14 protein-coding genes are annotated in these 14,876 nt (G+C 63.4%); 10 read left to right on the top strand and 4 right to left on the bottom strand.

Features of this window, described 5'->3' with window-relative positions; all coding sequences use genetic code 11:
• The first annotated feature begins 38 nt into the window (after positions 1-38).
• Genes HW556_RS03095 through dinB form a run of 3 tightly spaced genes read left to right on the top strand, consistent with a single transcriptional unit; the run spans position 39 to position 2,792 of the window.
• A complete protein-coding gene (locus HW556_RS03095; protein WP_176897863.1) occupies positions 39-974 on the top strand; it encodes a DMT family transporter in 936 nt (311 codons plus the stop codon).
• Positions 975-1,022: 48 nt separating this feature from the next.
• Positions 1,023-1,697, top strand: a complete 675-nt coding sequence (locus HW556_RS03100) for a DUF6624 domain-containing protein (RefSeq protein ID WP_176897865.1) — start codon at positions 1,023-1,025, stop codon at positions 1,695-1,697.
• A 12-nt stretch (positions 1,698-1,709) separates the two neighbouring features.
• Complete coding sequence (dinB, locus tag HW556_RS03105; protein ID WP_176897867.1) at positions 1,710-2,792, top strand: DNA polymerase IV; 1,083 nt, start codon at positions 1,710-1,712, stop codon at positions 2,790-2,792.
• A gap of 56 nt (positions 2,793-2,848) precedes the next feature.
• Here the strand turns inward: dinB and HW556_RS03110 are convergent, their stop codons facing one another.
• The 4 genes from HW556_RS03110 to HW556_RS03125 form a co-directional block, all read right to left on the bottom strand.
• Positions 2,849-3,475, bottom strand: a complete 627-nt coding sequence (locus tag HW556_RS03110; RefSeq protein WP_176897869.1) for a M15 family metallopeptidase — start codon at positions 3,473-3,475, stop codon at positions 2,849-2,851.
• A gap of 86 nt (positions 3,476-3,561) precedes the next feature.
• Complete coding sequence (locus HW556_RS03115; RefSeq protein WP_176897871.1) at positions 3,562-4,764, bottom strand: serine hydrolase; 1,203 nt, start codon at positions 4,762-4,764, stop codon at positions 3,562-3,564.
• 127 nt (positions 4,765-4,891) lie between these two features.
• Positions 4,892-5,128 (bottom strand): hypothetical protein, encoded by a 237-nt coding sequence (locus HW556_RS03120; protein WP_176897873.1) that lies wholly within the window; start codon positions 5,126-5,128, stop codon positions 4,892-4,894.
• 45 nt (positions 5,129-5,173) lie between these two features.
• Entirely contained in the window at positions 5,174-5,584 is a 411-nt protein-coding gene (locus tag HW556_RS03125; RefSeq protein WP_176897875.1) for a hypothetical protein, read from the bottom strand.
• A gap of 232 nt (positions 5,585-5,816) precedes the next feature.
• Between HW556_RS03125 and HW556_RS03130 the strand changes: the two genes are divergently transcribed.
• The 7 genes from HW556_RS03130 (at position 5,817) to HW556_RS03160 (ending at position 14,640) form a co-directional block, all read left to right on the top strand.
• Entirely contained in the window at positions 5,817-6,662 is an 846-nt protein-coding gene (locus HW556_RS03130; protein WP_176897877.1) for a hypothetical protein, read from the top strand.
• Between the two features lie 133 nt (positions 6,663-6,795).
• Entirely contained in the window at positions 6,796-7,677 is an 882-nt protein-coding gene (locus tag HW556_RS03135) for a rhomboid family intramembrane serine protease (protein ID WP_176897879.1), read from the top strand.
• Between the two features lie 75 nt (positions 7,678-7,752).
• Positions 7,753-8,736: a T9SS type A sorting domain-containing protein gene (locus HW556_RS03140; protein WP_176897881.1), complete on the top strand. Its 984-nt coding sequence runs from the start codon at positions 7,753-7,755 to the stop codon at positions 8,734-8,736.
• Positions 8,737-8,891: 155 nt separating this feature from the next.
• A complete protein-coding gene (locus HW556_RS03145; protein ID WP_176897883.1) occupies positions 8,892-10,136 on the top strand; it encodes an esterase/lipase family protein in 1,245 nt (414 codons plus the stop codon).
• 257 nt (positions 10,137-10,393) lie between these two features.
• Complete coding sequence (locus HW556_RS03150; RefSeq protein WP_176897885.1) at positions 10,394-12,922, top strand: zinc-dependent metalloprotease; 2,529 nt, start codon at positions 10,394-10,396, stop codon at positions 12,920-12,922.
• A gap of 111 nt (positions 12,923-13,033) precedes the next feature.
• A complete protein-coding gene (locus HW556_RS03155) occupies positions 13,034-14,149 on the top strand; it encodes a glycosyltransferase (RefSeq protein WP_176897886.1) in 1,116 nt (371 codons plus the stop codon).
• Complete coding sequence (locus HW556_RS03160) at positions 14,146-14,640, top strand: DUF1905 domain-containing protein (RefSeq protein WP_176897889.1); 495 nt, start codon at positions 14,146-14,148, stop codon at positions 14,638-14,640. Before HW556_RS03155 ends, HW556_RS03160 begins: the two co-directional genes overlap by 4 nt.
• Positions 14,641-14,876: the final 236 nt, after the last annotated feature.

The following is a 14,876-nucleotide window of genomic DNA, read 5'->3' on the forward strand; positions in this document are numbered from 1 at the left end:
TTGCAGCTTGTAGCTTGCAGCCTGAAGCTCAAAAAGAAATGAAAACTTCCGTTAAGGTCCACGCGGCCCTGTTTGTGGTGGCCCTGATTTACGCGGCCAACTACAGCATTTCCAAAGACGTAATGCCGCGCTACATGGGCCCGTTTGGGCTGGTGCTGCTGCGCATTACGGGTGCCACGCTGTTCTTTACCATCGCCCACCGCCTGGCCGCGCCCCACGACCGGATAATTGGCCGCGCCGACAACCTGCGCTCGGTGGCAAGCGGGCTGCTGGGCATCGGGTTCAACCAGCTGCTATTCTTCTCGGGCCTCAACCTGACTTCGCCCATCAACGCCTCGCTCATCCAGACCATTGCGCCGGTCGTGACGGTGCTGGCCTCGGCCTGGCTGCTGAGCGAGAAGCTGACGCTACGCCGGGTGCTGGGCGTGGGCGTTGCCGGGCTGGGCGCGGCCAGCATCATCCTCAGCCGCGGCCCGGTAGTGGCCGGCGCCCCCAGCGAGCTGCTGGGCGACATCTATATTCTACTCAACGCCACATCTTTCGGCATCTACTTGGTGATTGTGATGCCGCTGATGCGCAAATACCACCCGTTCACAGTGCTCAAACGCATCTTCCTGGTGGGCGCAGTGCTGGCCGTGCCCACCGGCTGGCACCAGGCTACTACGGCCGATTACGCCAGCTTCCCGCCCGGCATCTGGGCGGCCATTGCCTACATGGTCGTCTGCGTCACGATTATGGCCTACCTGCTCAACAACTGGGCCCTGAAATACGCTTCGCCCGCCCTGTTGGGGGCCTACATCTACCTGCAGCCCGCGCTGGCCGTGCTTATTGCCGTAAGCCTGGGCAAAGACCACCTCACCTGGGACCGGGCCGGCCAAGCCCTGCTGATTTTCCTGGGCGTATTCCTCGTGAGCCGCAAGCCCAAGCCGAGCCAACTGGTCGCCGTGCCCCCGGTAGCACCGATACAGGATTAAGAAAGGAGTCAGAAAGCGAATAGCGGCATGTATGGTATCCCTTCAGACATGGCATCTTTGACTCACTGGTCCGACCAGCTACTACAAGCAGTATATTCACTCATGCTTCGGTACGGCTTTTTGTTTGCTCTGGGCCTGCTGGCCGCCTGCACCCCCACTCCCACCCGCTCCGTTGGCAACGGCCCCCCACCTATCCTCACGGCCACGCTCGATTCGTTACGCCAAGCCGACCAGCAGGACCGCCAGACAATTTTTGCCGTGTTCCGCCAGCATGGCTTCCGCTCGGTGGCGGCCGATACGGCCAACCGCTGGCTGCTCCGGCGCGACTCGGTACGGCTACACAAGTTTCAGCAATTAGAGCAGCGCCTTGGCTGGCAGGTGCTGGCGCAGGCTGAGCCCAAGGCCTCGTTTCTGCTATTGCAGCACGCCCCCGATTCGATGCAAGTGCGCTACCTACCGAAGGTTCAGGATTTGTATGATGCCGGCCAACTGCATCCGGCCAGCTACGCCACTTACCTCGACCGGGCGCTCATGAACCAGGGTCAGCCGCAACGGTACGGCACGCAGTTTGGCCGCATAGTGCGGGCTTCGGGCCTTGAAATTGATTCGCTGTTTACTACGGCCGATTTGCAGAACGTGGACCAACGGCGCCGCCAAATGAAGCTGGAGCCGCTGCTGCCCCGATTGGAGCCGGGCACTACCTATTTCAAGAAGGCACCTTAGTACCTTTGCAGGGTGGAGCCCGCCGCCGAAAACCGCAAGATTATTCACCTAGACATGGATGCCTTTTATGCTTCCGTGGAGCAGCGCGACCAGCCCGAGTTGCGGGGGCGGCCGGTGGCGGTGGGCGGCTCGCGCGAGCGGGGCGTGGTAGCGGCGGCCAGCTACGAAGCCCGGCAGTTCGGGGTGCGCTCGGCCATGTCGTCGGCGCTGGCACGGCGGCGCTGCCCCGAGTTGGTGTTCGTGAAGCCACGGTTTGAAGTGTACAAGGAAGTGTCGCGGCAGATTCGGGCCATTTTTGCTGAGTACACGCCCCTCATTGAGCCGCTTTCCTTGGATGAGGCCTACCTCGACGTAACTGAGAACCTGAAGGGCGTGGTGCTGGCCAGCCAGGTGGCACGCGAAATCAGGGCCGAAATCCTGCGCCAGACCCAGCTGACGGCTTCGGCGGGCATTAGCTACAATAAGTTTCTGGCTAAGCTGGCCTCTGACTACCGCAAGCCCAACGGCCAGTTCGTTATCCGGCCCGAGCAGGGGCTGGCATTTGTGGAACAGCTGCGAGTGGGCGAGTTTCACGGCATTGGGCCGGCCACAGCGGCGCGGCTCAACGGGCTCGGCATCTTCTCGGGCCTCGATTTACGGCAGCAGTCGGAGGCGTTTCTACGGCAGCATTTCGGCAAGGCCGGTGGGCACTACTACCTTATTGCCCGCGCCCAAGACCCGCGCCCCGTGCGCCCCGATCGGGTGCGCAAATCCATCGGCACCGAAACCACCTTCGAGCACGACCTGACCAGCTACGACGACCTGTGGGCCCGCCTTGTGCCCTGCCTGGCCACTACCTGGGGCCACGCCGAGCGCCTGGGCCTGCGCGGCCGCACGCTCACGCTCAAAGTCAAGTACGCCGACTTCCAGCAGATAACCCGCAGCCGCACGCTGTTTGCCCCGCTCCAGCAGCGCGAGCAGGCCGAGCGCCTGGCCCACGAGCTGCTGCTGGCGCTATTACCCATGCCGCTGGGCGTGCGCCTGCTGGGCATCACCCTCTCTACCCTCGAAAGCCAGGAAGACCAGATAGGCCAGCAGCTGGGACTGGCGTTATGAGTAAGCTATTAGCTTTCATTGAAGGGAATAGACTAAAAGCTACCAGCTGAAGCTGCTCATAAACCCACTTCTTCAAACGACAAATCCAGCAGGTCGAACTCGGGCCAACGGGGGTGGTCGAAGTGCCACCACTCGGCGGGGTAGTTCTGGAAACCATCCAACCCCATGGCAGCTAGTAGCAGGCTGCGGTTGAACAACACGTGGCCCGATAGATCAGCATAGCCGACATGGGCGGCGGGCGTTAGCTCATCGAAGTCGGTGGGTAGCGGCAGGGGCTGGCCGGTGCCGAGCTGCACCAGCCCCACATCGACTGAGCAGCCGCGGTTGTGGCGCGACCCTCGCCAGGGCGGCGCGGCAAAGTTTTCGTCGCCAATCAGTTCGTAGAATGCGCGCGTTACGTGGTAGGGCCGGTAGGCGTCGTACACGCACAGGCCCACGCCATGCGCAGCTAGGCGCTCTTGCACCCGGGCCAGCGCATTAGCCACCGGCCGGCGTGCCAGGGCTTGAGCGCGGGTGTAAAGCGGCCGGCCAGCCAGGTTGTCGGCGGTGGCGTAGCGTAGGTCCAGCACGAGGCCGGGCACCCAGACCGCCAGATCTACCATTTCCTGGTCAGGGTCGGCGGCCACCTGTGCCCGGTACTTTTCTACGGACCAGATTAGCGGGAGATTGTGAGGGTTGCGCATCCTTTTAAGCTTGTAGCTGAGAGCTATTGGCCGTGGGCTTTATGTTCTTCAATCTGCAATCTGCCGAAAAGCTAACGGCTAACAGCTTATTTCACGCGACTTTTCTCGTGTTCGTACACAACCTCGCCCAGACGGCGCAGGAACGGAAAACCAACGGAATCGTAGTCGTATTTATCGTCGTTGAGTACGCCGTTGGAGTTCACGTAGATGACGGCGCTGAGCATGAATTCGACGCCGGTTTCAGGGTTGACGATATACGCGTTATCGATGAGAAAGCCATAGGCCAGCCCTATTTTATTGTAAATGCGCACGCCATCTGGCAGCGGCCCGGCAGGGCCGCCAGCCAGCAGAAACTTAACGTAGTTATCAGGGTAATCGGCTGGCCGGTAGCGCGGATAACGGCTTTGGCGGGGCAACTGGTGCAGGCTGTTGAGTACGAGTCGTCGGTCGGCCGAATCGAGGCGCAGGCGCTGGGCGGGCGGCACGGATTCGGGAAAGAATACCAGCTGCAGGCTGCGCTGCAAATCGGCCAGGGTAGTGGCGTTTTTAGTGCTGAAATCGAGTGGCTGACTGATGCGCTGCTGGCCCTCCAGATAAGCCGATCCGATGTGGCGGCCCCGGCGCGCGCCCCGCGGCCAGCGGCCCCCAAAATAGGCGGCCGGCTGCAGGTATAGCGGCCGGGCCAGCGTGGTATCGGTGTACAGGGCCAGCGGGTTGGTATGGCGGGCCGTGGAGTCCTGGTCGCCCACCGAAAGGCGGTGGCGCAGCACGGTGCGGCGCAGGCCGTGGGCGCGCAAGCCCTGGTTCAGCCCGGCCGGACCCACGAATTCGTATAGGCGGTTATAGGCATCGTTATCACTTACCAGCAGCATTTTGTGCACGTAGTGCGCCAGGCTGGCGCGGCCATCGGCGCTGGTGCTGTCGTGCTCCACCGGCGTTTGGCCCCAGCCGGCGGCCGCTATGCGGAGCGGAGCGTTGCTGCGCAGCTCGGGCTGGGTCTGGCGTAGGTTGTGGAGCTTTTCAAGGGCCAGCAGGGCGGCGGGCAGCTTAATGGCACTGGCCGGATAGAAATATTCGCCGGGCCGCAGCCGGTATCTAAAGGACCTAAAGTGCGGCCGGCCCTGCGCATCGCGCCTGATTTGGGTGTACAGAATCTGTAGGCGATGCTTGCCGGCCTGCCGGGCCACGGCCGCCAGCGTCGGGTCGGTGCGCAGCAGCCGCGGCAGCGGGTTCTGGCCGCACGCCGCGCGGGTTGCAGCCAAGAGCAGACAGAGAAACAGGTAGCGCATAGATGGCCGGAATACGGTAGCAAGTAACTGAAACGAACGGAAGGTAGGTCAAAAAACACCCGGCCCGCACCCACGAAACAGACGTTCGTGGTGCGGGCCGGGTGTTTTCTTAATACAGACCGTTAAATTACTTGGAAGGCTTCTCGGGGCCGCCTTCGAGGCCGTTGGTCTGGTCGCTGTTACCGTAGCCACCGCGGATGCCCGTGCCGTCGCCCATATCTTCCTGGGTGCTTTCGGGGATACCGGCTTCAGGATTGCCTTCGGCAGTGGACTGCGAATCGGACTGCTGGGCAGCTGCACCAGCACCATCGGCAACCATATCGGCGGCCCCGGCGGGCTGGTTTTCTTTAGGGGAATCTTTCATTGATCTGGGAATCAGAATTTGGAGGTAATACTACTACGGACCTGTTTAGACCGGGTTATCGGCGTCGCCCATTTTGCCGCCATCGTTGGCCGAGCTGGGGGCCGAGCGGGCGTTGGAATACTCGGTATTGTAGGCCGTAGTGTTCTTGGTCTGGTCGGCATTTTCGGCATCTGCGCCGCCACCGTCATTTTTCTGGTCGGCGCCGGGCTGGCCGCCGCGGTTGCTGCTGCCTTTAGCGCTTTTGGGGCCGTCATTCTGGCTGCCACCGCGGTTTCCGCCGTGGTCACCTTCCGGGTCGGGCGAGGAAGTGAGCGGGTTGGCGCCCTGTTGCTGCACGCTTACACCGCCCACATTTTCGGGGCGCGGGGCATTGTTGCCGGTATTGGCTACCTGCTGCTGCGTGCGGTTGTGTTCGTTCTGCAGCTCTTCATTGGAATTTTTCTCGTTGCTTGCCATCGGATGGTAGATAAGAAGTTGAAAATAAGAATAATGGGAGCCGGTAGGCTATAAGCGCACCGAGGGACAGAGGGCCCCTACCATACACTACCGTTTACCTGTCAGTCGGCCCGGCAGGCGAGGCGGCTCCCATAGGCTATACGGGCCGAATGGCGGCGGCGTTGGCAGTAGCTGGTGGGAAAATCCGGGCTTTTCCTCAACTTAACGGCCTCATTCGCCTCGTTTATACGCTATGTCCGGCTTGCCTACCGCCCCCGATTCTTTCCAGCAAAAGACTACTGCCGAGCTGCAGTACCTCATCGAAAACCCTGACTTTTATGATGCCGGCGTAGTGGCCCTCGCCCGGCAGGAGCTCCGGCGGCGTGGGGCGCTGGTACCCGCCGGGCCCTCGTTCTCTGAACCGGCCGCGCTGTCTGCTCCGGCCGACTATGACGACGAAACTGCCCCCGCGGGCCACGGCAATAGGTGGCTGCTGGGCGGGCTGCTGCTGGCCGTGGTGCTGGCCGTGGCCTGGTGGATGCTACGGCCCCAGCCCGCCCCCCCCGTTGCAGCCGCTCCGGCCGCGCCCATTGTGCTAGAAGCTACTGTTATCCGGCCCCTACCGTCTTTCGAGCAGGAAGCGGCCGGGCAAGTGGCCATCACCCGCCGGCTACTGCCCGCCGCCGACCGCGCCGACACGACAGCCGCCGGCCGCTACGCCCGCATGGCCCGCCGTTACTGGCTGGCCGAAAATACGGCCGCCTACCTCATAGCTCAGGCCCTTGCCGACTCAGTAACGAATGTATTTCCGGGCCAGGTAACTATTGCTCAGGAGCGCATAGACTGGTTTATGAGCGCCAAAGCATACAATCAGAATCTCACGCCCAACATGGAAGCCCGGCTCACGCTTATGCAACAGGCCCTTGTGCTGCGCCGCGTAAGCCTCGAGAATTTCAAGACTCGTTACGAAACCTACGGCGAGCTGTACACTGACCGCGACCAAAACCGCGCTGACTTTGAGGCAGCCGATATTGCAGGTGAGCTTCTGGGCCGGCCAACCAAGCGAGTTCCAATGCAAGGCAACATTTCCGACTTGTAGACATGCCGTGTTGGTGCAAAGCCGCAACTCTGGCAGGTAGCGCGGGCTGGCAGGGTTTGTGAAGCCGATTGCAGGGCCGCACAGCATCTGATTCGACAGGATGAAGCGGCGCTTCGCTCTTCCTGTGCCGCTTATGCCCGATTCCGACAGCCTCCCTCCCGACCCGCTTCCCCCCGACTCTGCCACCACCCCGCTGACCGGCTACACCGAGGCCGAGCTGCTGTACCTGGCCCGCCATGCGGCCGAGTACCCGCCGGCCGTGGGCCAGGCCGCCGGCTACGAACTGCAGCGGCGCGGCCTGGTACCTGGCCCGGAAGCAGCCCCTCCCCGCCCCGCCGGGCCGGCCGAGGCTGCTGGCCAGGGCGGGGCAGCGGCCACCCTGCGGGCTGTTTTTGGGTTCCGGTCGGGCTACCGGGCCACCCCGGCGCTGCTCTGGCTGAACCTGGTGGCCTACCTGCTGCTGGGGCTGGCCGGCACCAACCTGCTGCAGCCCGCCGGCGCCGACCTCATCCGCTGGGGCTCCAACTATTCGGCCCTTACGCTGCCCGGCCAGCCCTGGCGGCTGCTTACGAGCACGTTTCTGCACGGCGGCTTTGGGCATCTGCTGCTCAATCTGCTCACCTTGGTTTTTCTGGGGCTACTCACGGAGCGGCTGGTGGGTAGCCGGCGGCTGCTGGTAGTGTATTTGCTGAGCGGAGTGGCGGCCAGCCTCACCAGCTTGTGGTGGCACAGCCAGGGCGTGAACTCGGTGGGTGCCTCCGGGGCCATTTTCGGGCTCTATGGGCTACTGCTGACCACGGTGCTGCGCCGGCCGGCCTCGCTTAGCCGCTCCGAGCGGGCGGCGCTGGGCCTGTTCGTGCTCTATTTTATGGTGAACAGTCTGGTAGGTGGCCTCGAAGCGCACACCACCGACAACGCGGCCCACGTGGGCGGGCTGCTGGCCGGTGCCATACTCGGCGCGCTGCTACCAACTCCGGCGACCGACTCGGGGCCAACTACTCCGCACAATGACTGAACGATGCCGCCGCAGGGCCGGTACTATTTTTTCGGCTTTTGGCAACCATTCCTGCTCTATTGGCCTCCTTAGGGCATGAAAAAACAGCTATACCTATTAGTAGCCGCGGCGGGCTTACCGCTGATGGCCCACGCCCAAAGCACTACAGCCGTAGCCAACGGCAACCTCGAAACCTGGCAGACCCGCAACCTGGTAGAAGCCCCAGCGGCCTGGATAACCACCGACGACCTGCTGGCCAGCCTGGGGCTGCCCCCGATTGTGGCGCCACGCACTGTTACAAAGGCAGGCGACGCACAAGGCGGCAGCTTCGCGGCCAAGCTCCAGAATCAGTCGCTGGCCCTGCGCGGCACGGGCACGGCCAGGCAACTAGCGGCACTCCGGAAGCTACCCCGGCCGCTGGACCGGCGCGATGATGAGTTTACCCTGCCCGGCATCCTGCTGAAAGCCTCGTTCAATGAAGATGGGGAGCTGGTTAATGGCGTGCCCTACACCGGTCGGCCCGCCCGCCTGCAGTTCTGGTATAAACTAACGGGGGCTACGGTCGAAGCCGATTCGAGTATTGCCTTTCTGGCGCTGCTGAACAAATCTACCCCGGTGGCTACCGCTGCCCAGGTATTACTGCCCAAGGCGGCTTATACCCTCATGGATGTACCGGTTACCTACCTATCAGGGCTCCAGCCCGATACGCTGGCGCTCGGCTTTGGGGTGGCAACGGCCGGCGAAGCCGACCCTACGGTTCAGCTGCTCATCGACGATGTGCAGCTAGTGGGCACCGTAACCGGCAACCGCAACTCGGCCGCCCCCGCCACGCTGTTGGTGTACCCTAACCCCAGCACTACCGGCGAGTTCAGCCTGGCCTCGCTGACCGATGCGGCCCTCTCCACGGCTCCGCTCACCGTAACCGACGCCACCGGCCGGCTGGTGCTGCGCCAGGCGGCGGCCGCGGCCAGCGAATCGCGCGGCCGCCTGGTCGATTTGCGCGCGCAGCGGCCGGGCGTATATCTGTTACGCCTCGAAGCACCAGCCGGCCCGGTGGTCCGCAAGCTGGTGGTGCAGTAGAAAATCAGGGAGCCTTTTTCAGCAGGGGGGCTCCGGCGTACAGCGTTGGGGCCCGCTTTTGCTTGTGGCCGCCAGGGTATTCGGCGCCGAGCTGGTATCTTGGGCTTGTAGCCAACGCGATGTGTGCAGCGGCTTCCTTTGCTACTTTTGCTCCCGTGACTGAACCGCTCGACCAGGATGACGCTACTCCTTCGCCCCGGCGCCCGCGCTGGAAGCGGGTGGCCGCCGCCGTAGGCCGGGCCGCCCGCGCCCCCTTCGATGGGGCCGGCGCGCTCTACCGCATTGGCCAGGACAACCTGCACTTCACGCTGCCCGTGCTCAACGGGGCCTTCGGCGACCAGCTGGCCGCCCGCCACGACCGACGTACCATTCCTTTCAGCTTCCGTCGCTACGCCGCCGATGTGGCCGTAGCCGACCTCGGCCTGCAGCCGGCCAACGGTGGCCGCCCGCGCACCACGGTGGTTTTCCTGCACGGGCTGATGGGCGATGAGGTGATCTGGCAGACCGGCCACGGCCCCGACGACCTGCGGTTTGGCCCGCGCCTACAGCAGGACCTGCCCGAAGTGTGCTGCCTGTACGTGCGGTATAACTCGGGCCTGCACATTTCCGAAAACGGCCGCCGCCTCCACGAGTTGCTAACCGAACTGGTGGCTACCTACCCCAAAGCCGTGGGCGAGCTGGTGCTAGTGGGCCACAGCATGGGGGGGCTGCTCATCCGCTCGGCTGGGTATTACGCAGAGGAGGCAGCCCTCGAGAGTGAAAAATCAAACGGTGAAAATGATTCGACCATCAGCTCGGCGGCTCTGGTTGGGGAGGAGCGTGATACCGCGGAGCTTGCGCTTGAGGACCCGCAGCCAAGCGGCAAAAAACCAAACACGAAAACCAAACAACAAGCGCCGAAACCCAACACCTGGCTGGACCGCCTGCGCGACGTGTTTCTGCTGGGCGTGCCCAACGACGGCTCGTTTCTGGAGCAGAACAGCCACTTCACCAGTCTGGTACTGCGCAAAATCAACCTCTGGCCCACCCGCGCCATTAGCGGCCTGCTCGACCAGCGTAGCAACGGCATCAAGGATTTGCGCCACGCCTTGCTCGTGGATGAGGACTGGCAAAGCCCCCACGCCGACGACCTGTTTCCGCCCCGCACGGTAGTGCCCCTGCTGCCCCACGTGCACTACCACGTGCTGGTGGGCTCGTTGCTGAAATCGGCCAGCTCGGCGCTGCACGACTACTTTGGCGACGGACTGGTAGGAGCAGGCAGCGCCGCCGGCCGTATTTTTCAGGACCCCGCCGCGCCGCCCGGCCGGCTCATCAGCACCCGCGTGTACCCGCAGCTCCACCACGGCACGCTGCTCAGCAACCCCGAGGTGTACCAGTACCTGCGCGAGCGAATTGGCTGATACCAGCGTTGGCGCGCAACGGCCGCAGCAGGCCGGATGCCCGAATTTTGTATAGAATTTCACCCGCATTGAGTAGCAAGTAGGCAAGAAGTTAGCCCCCGTTTTTAATGATTCCGATACAGAACTACACCTAACCGGGGCGGAGGCACAACAGAGGCAGATTGGCGGGCATTATTCCAGACAGTCAGGCGTTTAAGCGCCACGAACTGTCCGGGCAGCTTATTCCGGCAGGACCCATTTGCACTCCTTCCGCTTCTATGCAACCAATCATTTCTTCGCTGCGGCTGCTGCTTAGCGGCCTTTTTTTCGCCGTTCTGGCCAGCCAGCCAACCTTAGTTGCGGCCCAGTCAACACCTTCCAACCCTGCAAAACCGGCCATTACGGCAGGGCACGGTACATCGCTCTGGGAGGCAGTAGCCGCGCCGGCAGCGGCCCGCGGCCCGGTAGCTGGCCCTCCCGCCAGTTGGTTCCGGCTCGATACCACGCAACTGGCCGCCCGGCTGGCGCTGGCTCCGGCCGAAAACCAGCCTGCAGCTCCGGTAGTGTTGGAATTGCCCCACCCCGATGGCACTATCCACCGCTACGCTTTCACCCAGGTGCCCGTAATGGCCCCGGCATTAGCCGCCCGCTACCCGCGCATCCGCACGTTTGCTGGTCGCTCGCTCGATGAGCCCGCCGCCACCGTGCGCCTGGAATGGACGCCAACCGGGTTGCACGCCCAGCTTCTGGCCGCCGATGGGGCCGTCAGCAGCATTCTGGCCGACGAATCGGCTGCCGCTTCCACTCTATATCAGAGCCGCCCGCAGGCCCCGGTTGCTTTCGACTGCCAAAGCCTGCTGCCACCCGATGCCCCGCTGGAGCGCCCCGGTGATACGCCCCCGGCCCCACCCGCGCCGTATGGCGGGCAGCTGCGCACACTGCGCCTGGCCGTGGCCACCACCAGCGAGTTTGTAAGCCGACTGGGCGGCGGCACCGTAGCCGGCACCATGAGCGAACTGGTAAAGCTGGTGAACTCGCTCAACGGTGTATACGAGCGGGAGCTGGCCCTGCGCCTGCAGTTAGTGGCCAATAACGATAAGCTCATTTTCGCCGACGCCGCTACCAGCCCTTATTCCGACACCTCGCCTATAGGCCTGCTGAATGCCAATGCGAGCGTGCTCAACAACAACATAGGGGCCGCCAACTACGACCTGGGCCATGTGCTGGGCTACAACAGTGGCGGCTACTCGGGCGTGGCCTACGTGGGGGTGGTCTGCTCGCTTTCTTCGGGAATATCGGGCAAGGGCGGCGGGTCATCGACGGCCAGCAACGCTAGTTTTCTTGCGGAAGTAACCCTGCACGAAATCGGGCACCAGCTGGGCTCCGGGCACACTTTCAACGGCGACAAAGGCATTTGCAGCGGCAACCGCAGCAGCACGTTGGCTTACGAACCCGGCGCGGGCAACACCATCATGTCGTATGATGGCCGCTGCAGCCCCGACAACGTGGGAACCGGCATCGTGTACTTCCATGCGGCCAGCCTGAGCGCCATTATACCCAGACTTACCTGCGGCACGCTAACGGCCAACAACGGCAACCGGGCGCCCACTGCGCAGGTGCCGGCCGGCTCGTTCATTCTTCCCAAAGGCACCCCCTTTGCCCTCACCGGCATCGCCACCGACCCCGACAACGATGCCTTATTCTACAGTTGGGAGCAGTTGGATTTAGGCGACCCCACCGGCCTTGCCGGCGCGGCCACCGACGCCAGCGCGCCGCCGCTGTTTCGCAGCTTTTTGCCCATTAACAGCGCTACACGTACGTTTCCGCAGTTAAATGCCGTCCTGAATAATACCAGCTCGGTAGGCGAAATTCTGCCGTTGGTAGCACGGCCCCTCAACTTCCGCCTGACCGTGCGCGACAACCGCGGCGGCGTGGCCGGTGCCAACCTGCGCATGAGCGTGGCCGATGCAGGCCCGTTTCGGGTAACGGCCCCGGCCGCAGCCCTCACGGCTGCCCCAAATAGCCTTTACGTCGTAACCTGGGATGTGCTCGGCACCGACCAGGCGCCTGTAAGCTGCGCCAACGTGCGGATTCTGTTTTCCACTGATGGCGGCCTGACTTTTCCTGATGTGCTGGCGGCCAGCGTACCCAACAATGGCGCGGCCTCGGTGCGCCTGCCCGTAACCCCAACCACTAAAGGCCGGCTTAAGGTGGAGGCCGTTGGCAACGTATTTTTTGCTCTCAGCCCGGCCACCATTACCCTGAGCGGCCCGGCGGTTCCGTTGCCCGTTACGCTGGTTAGCTTTACGGCCGAGGCGCGCGGAACCGCGGCCCAGCTTCGCTGGCGCACGGCCACTGAGTTCAACAACGCAGGCTTTGCGGTAGAGGTATCCACCGATGGCACGGCGTTCCGGCGGCGGGCCTGGATACCCGGCCGCGGCGAGGCGGCCACCTACGAGTTCACCGACAACCAATTGCCTACCTACGGCTCGAAACTGGTGTACTATCGCCTGCAGCAGATCGATTTCGACAGCACGGCCAGCCTGTCGGAGGTGCGGCCGGTGGCGGTGCCGGCCGGCAGCGTCGCCTGGCAGCTGTGGCCCAACCCCACCCGCGAGGGCCGGGTATCGGTAGCCGGCCTGCCCGCCGGCCAGCCAGTACAGCTGCTCGACCTGACGGGCCGCCTGCTGCTGACGACCACCATGCCGCCCGCCGGCCCCCTGACCCTGGAGCTGCCAGCCGGCCTGCGCGCCGGGCTGTATCTGGTGCGCAGCGGCAGCCAAAGCCGGCGACTAGTAGTGGAATAGCTCTGTGGAGGCTGAAACCAGGAGTAAAATGAGGAGTGCGGCCCCGAGCCACAATACCTTTTTTTCTACCTTGCCGTACTCCTGGTATCTACCTCGACCATCTACTAGCCTATGTCCACTGCTTCTTCCCGCGTATTGCTGCTTGGCTGGAATGAAGTATTTCCTCCCCAGTCAGCGGCCATTGCGCCGCTCCGAACCTTGGTGCAGCAGCTGGCTCCGTTAGCCAACCTGGCGGTGCTGCTGCCCCACGAGCCGCAGCCGGCCTTTGCCGCAGCCGGGACCAGCCTACGCATTACCGGGCTGGCCAACCTTGACCTGGCTGCTCTTCAGACCGGAGCACGCCCCAGCCCGAACCCAGCTGCGTGGCAGGCTCCGGCTTCGCCCTACATCGGCAGCAGCAGTCCGGCCGCGCCTTATCTGGGAGCCACTCCTATGGTTTCGGCCGGGCCCATTGCCTCTGTTGCACCGACCGCTTGGCCGGCTGCGCCCGAAGCAACTGGCGGAATTCCAACCGAGCCCGCCAATCCGCCAGCTGCTTCGGCAGCGCCAGTAGGCAGAACACCGGCCGATGGAGACTTCCCAACTATCGGCACCCAATCCGACCGTCCCGAACTGGTCGAACCGAACACTGCCCCCGCTGCCCTCGACGCCGGGCAACCGGAGCAGGGCCCGGCTGATTCAACTGATCCTGCTCCTACTCCCTTCCGTGTTGCGCTAGGCCCGCCACCGTCGCTCTCGCCGGTGCACGCCACGCTCACGCAGGAGCTGGCTGCGCTGGGGCACAATCCGCCCAACGCCGCAGCAGCCGACCTCAACTTTCAGGTGATTCAGTATGCGCGGTTTGCGACCAGTTGGGCCAGTGGCCGGCAGTTTGCCGTAATTTACGCCGTAGATTGGCCCACTTGGCTGGCGGCCATGGAAATCCGGCAGCTAACGGGCTGGCCTCTGGTGCTGCACGTACACAGCCTAGCCCAGGAGCGCGCCGCCGCCGCCGAAACCGGCTGGGCCGTAGCCCTGGAACGCCTGGCCTTGCGCCGCGCCGATCTGGTGCTGGCTTCCACAGTCGAGGTAGCCAACCTGCTGATTGAGCGGTACCATCTGCCGTCCGAGCGGCTCCAGACGATTGCCGTCAGCAATACAGCCGCCATCAACGAGCGGCTGCTTCACATCGAACACTACCGGACGGGCCGTTTGGCCGGCTCCCCTATTACCCCTTCTTCAACATGAGTTCCTCTGCCTCCGCTACGCCAAATCGCCACGAATTTGATGCTCCCCTCGAAATGGACGGAGCCGACAACGGCGTGTTTGTAGTTGTACCCTTCGATGTGACGGCCGAATATGGCGTTAAAGGCGCGCTGCCCGTGCAGGGTACCATCGACGGATTTCCTATTCGCCTGAATCTGACGCCGATGGGCGGCGAGCACCATGGCTTCAGCGTGCGCAAAGAAGTGCGCAACGCCATCGATAAAACCTGGGCCGATACCGTGCATGTAGTGCTGTGGCACGATACCGACCCTAGTGGCCTGGAGCTGCCCGCCGAGTTGGCGCAGGCCCTCGACCGCACCGGTCTGCGGGCCAAGTTCGACGCCCTGCCCTTCACCCAGCGCAAGCAGCTGGCCCAGCACATCAGCCGTGCCAAAAAGTCTGACGCCCGCGACCTGCGCATCAACGAGGCGCTGGAACAAGCCGAATCGGGCCGCAGAACGAAGAACACCTGATTTGTTAGCTGTTAGCTGTTAGCTGACAAACGAAGAAGCCCGCACACTCGGTTGAGTGTGCGGGCTTCTTGTTTAGGCAAAAGCAAGAAGGCAGTTTAGACGAAACCCATTGACTGATCCAAGACTGTGGCGTGCATATATCGGCACGACGTAGGGGCGGGACTTTCCCCCGCCCGTCGTTGAACGATTCAAACCAGGACCGTTCGACGGCGGGCGGGGACAAGCCCCGCCCCTAC

The organism is Hymenobacter terrestris (genome assembly GCF_013377905.1).
In the GTDB taxonomy this organism is placed as follows: Bacteria; Bacteroidota; Bacteroidia; order Cytophagales; family Hymenobacteraceae; genus Hymenobacter; species Hymenobacter terrestris.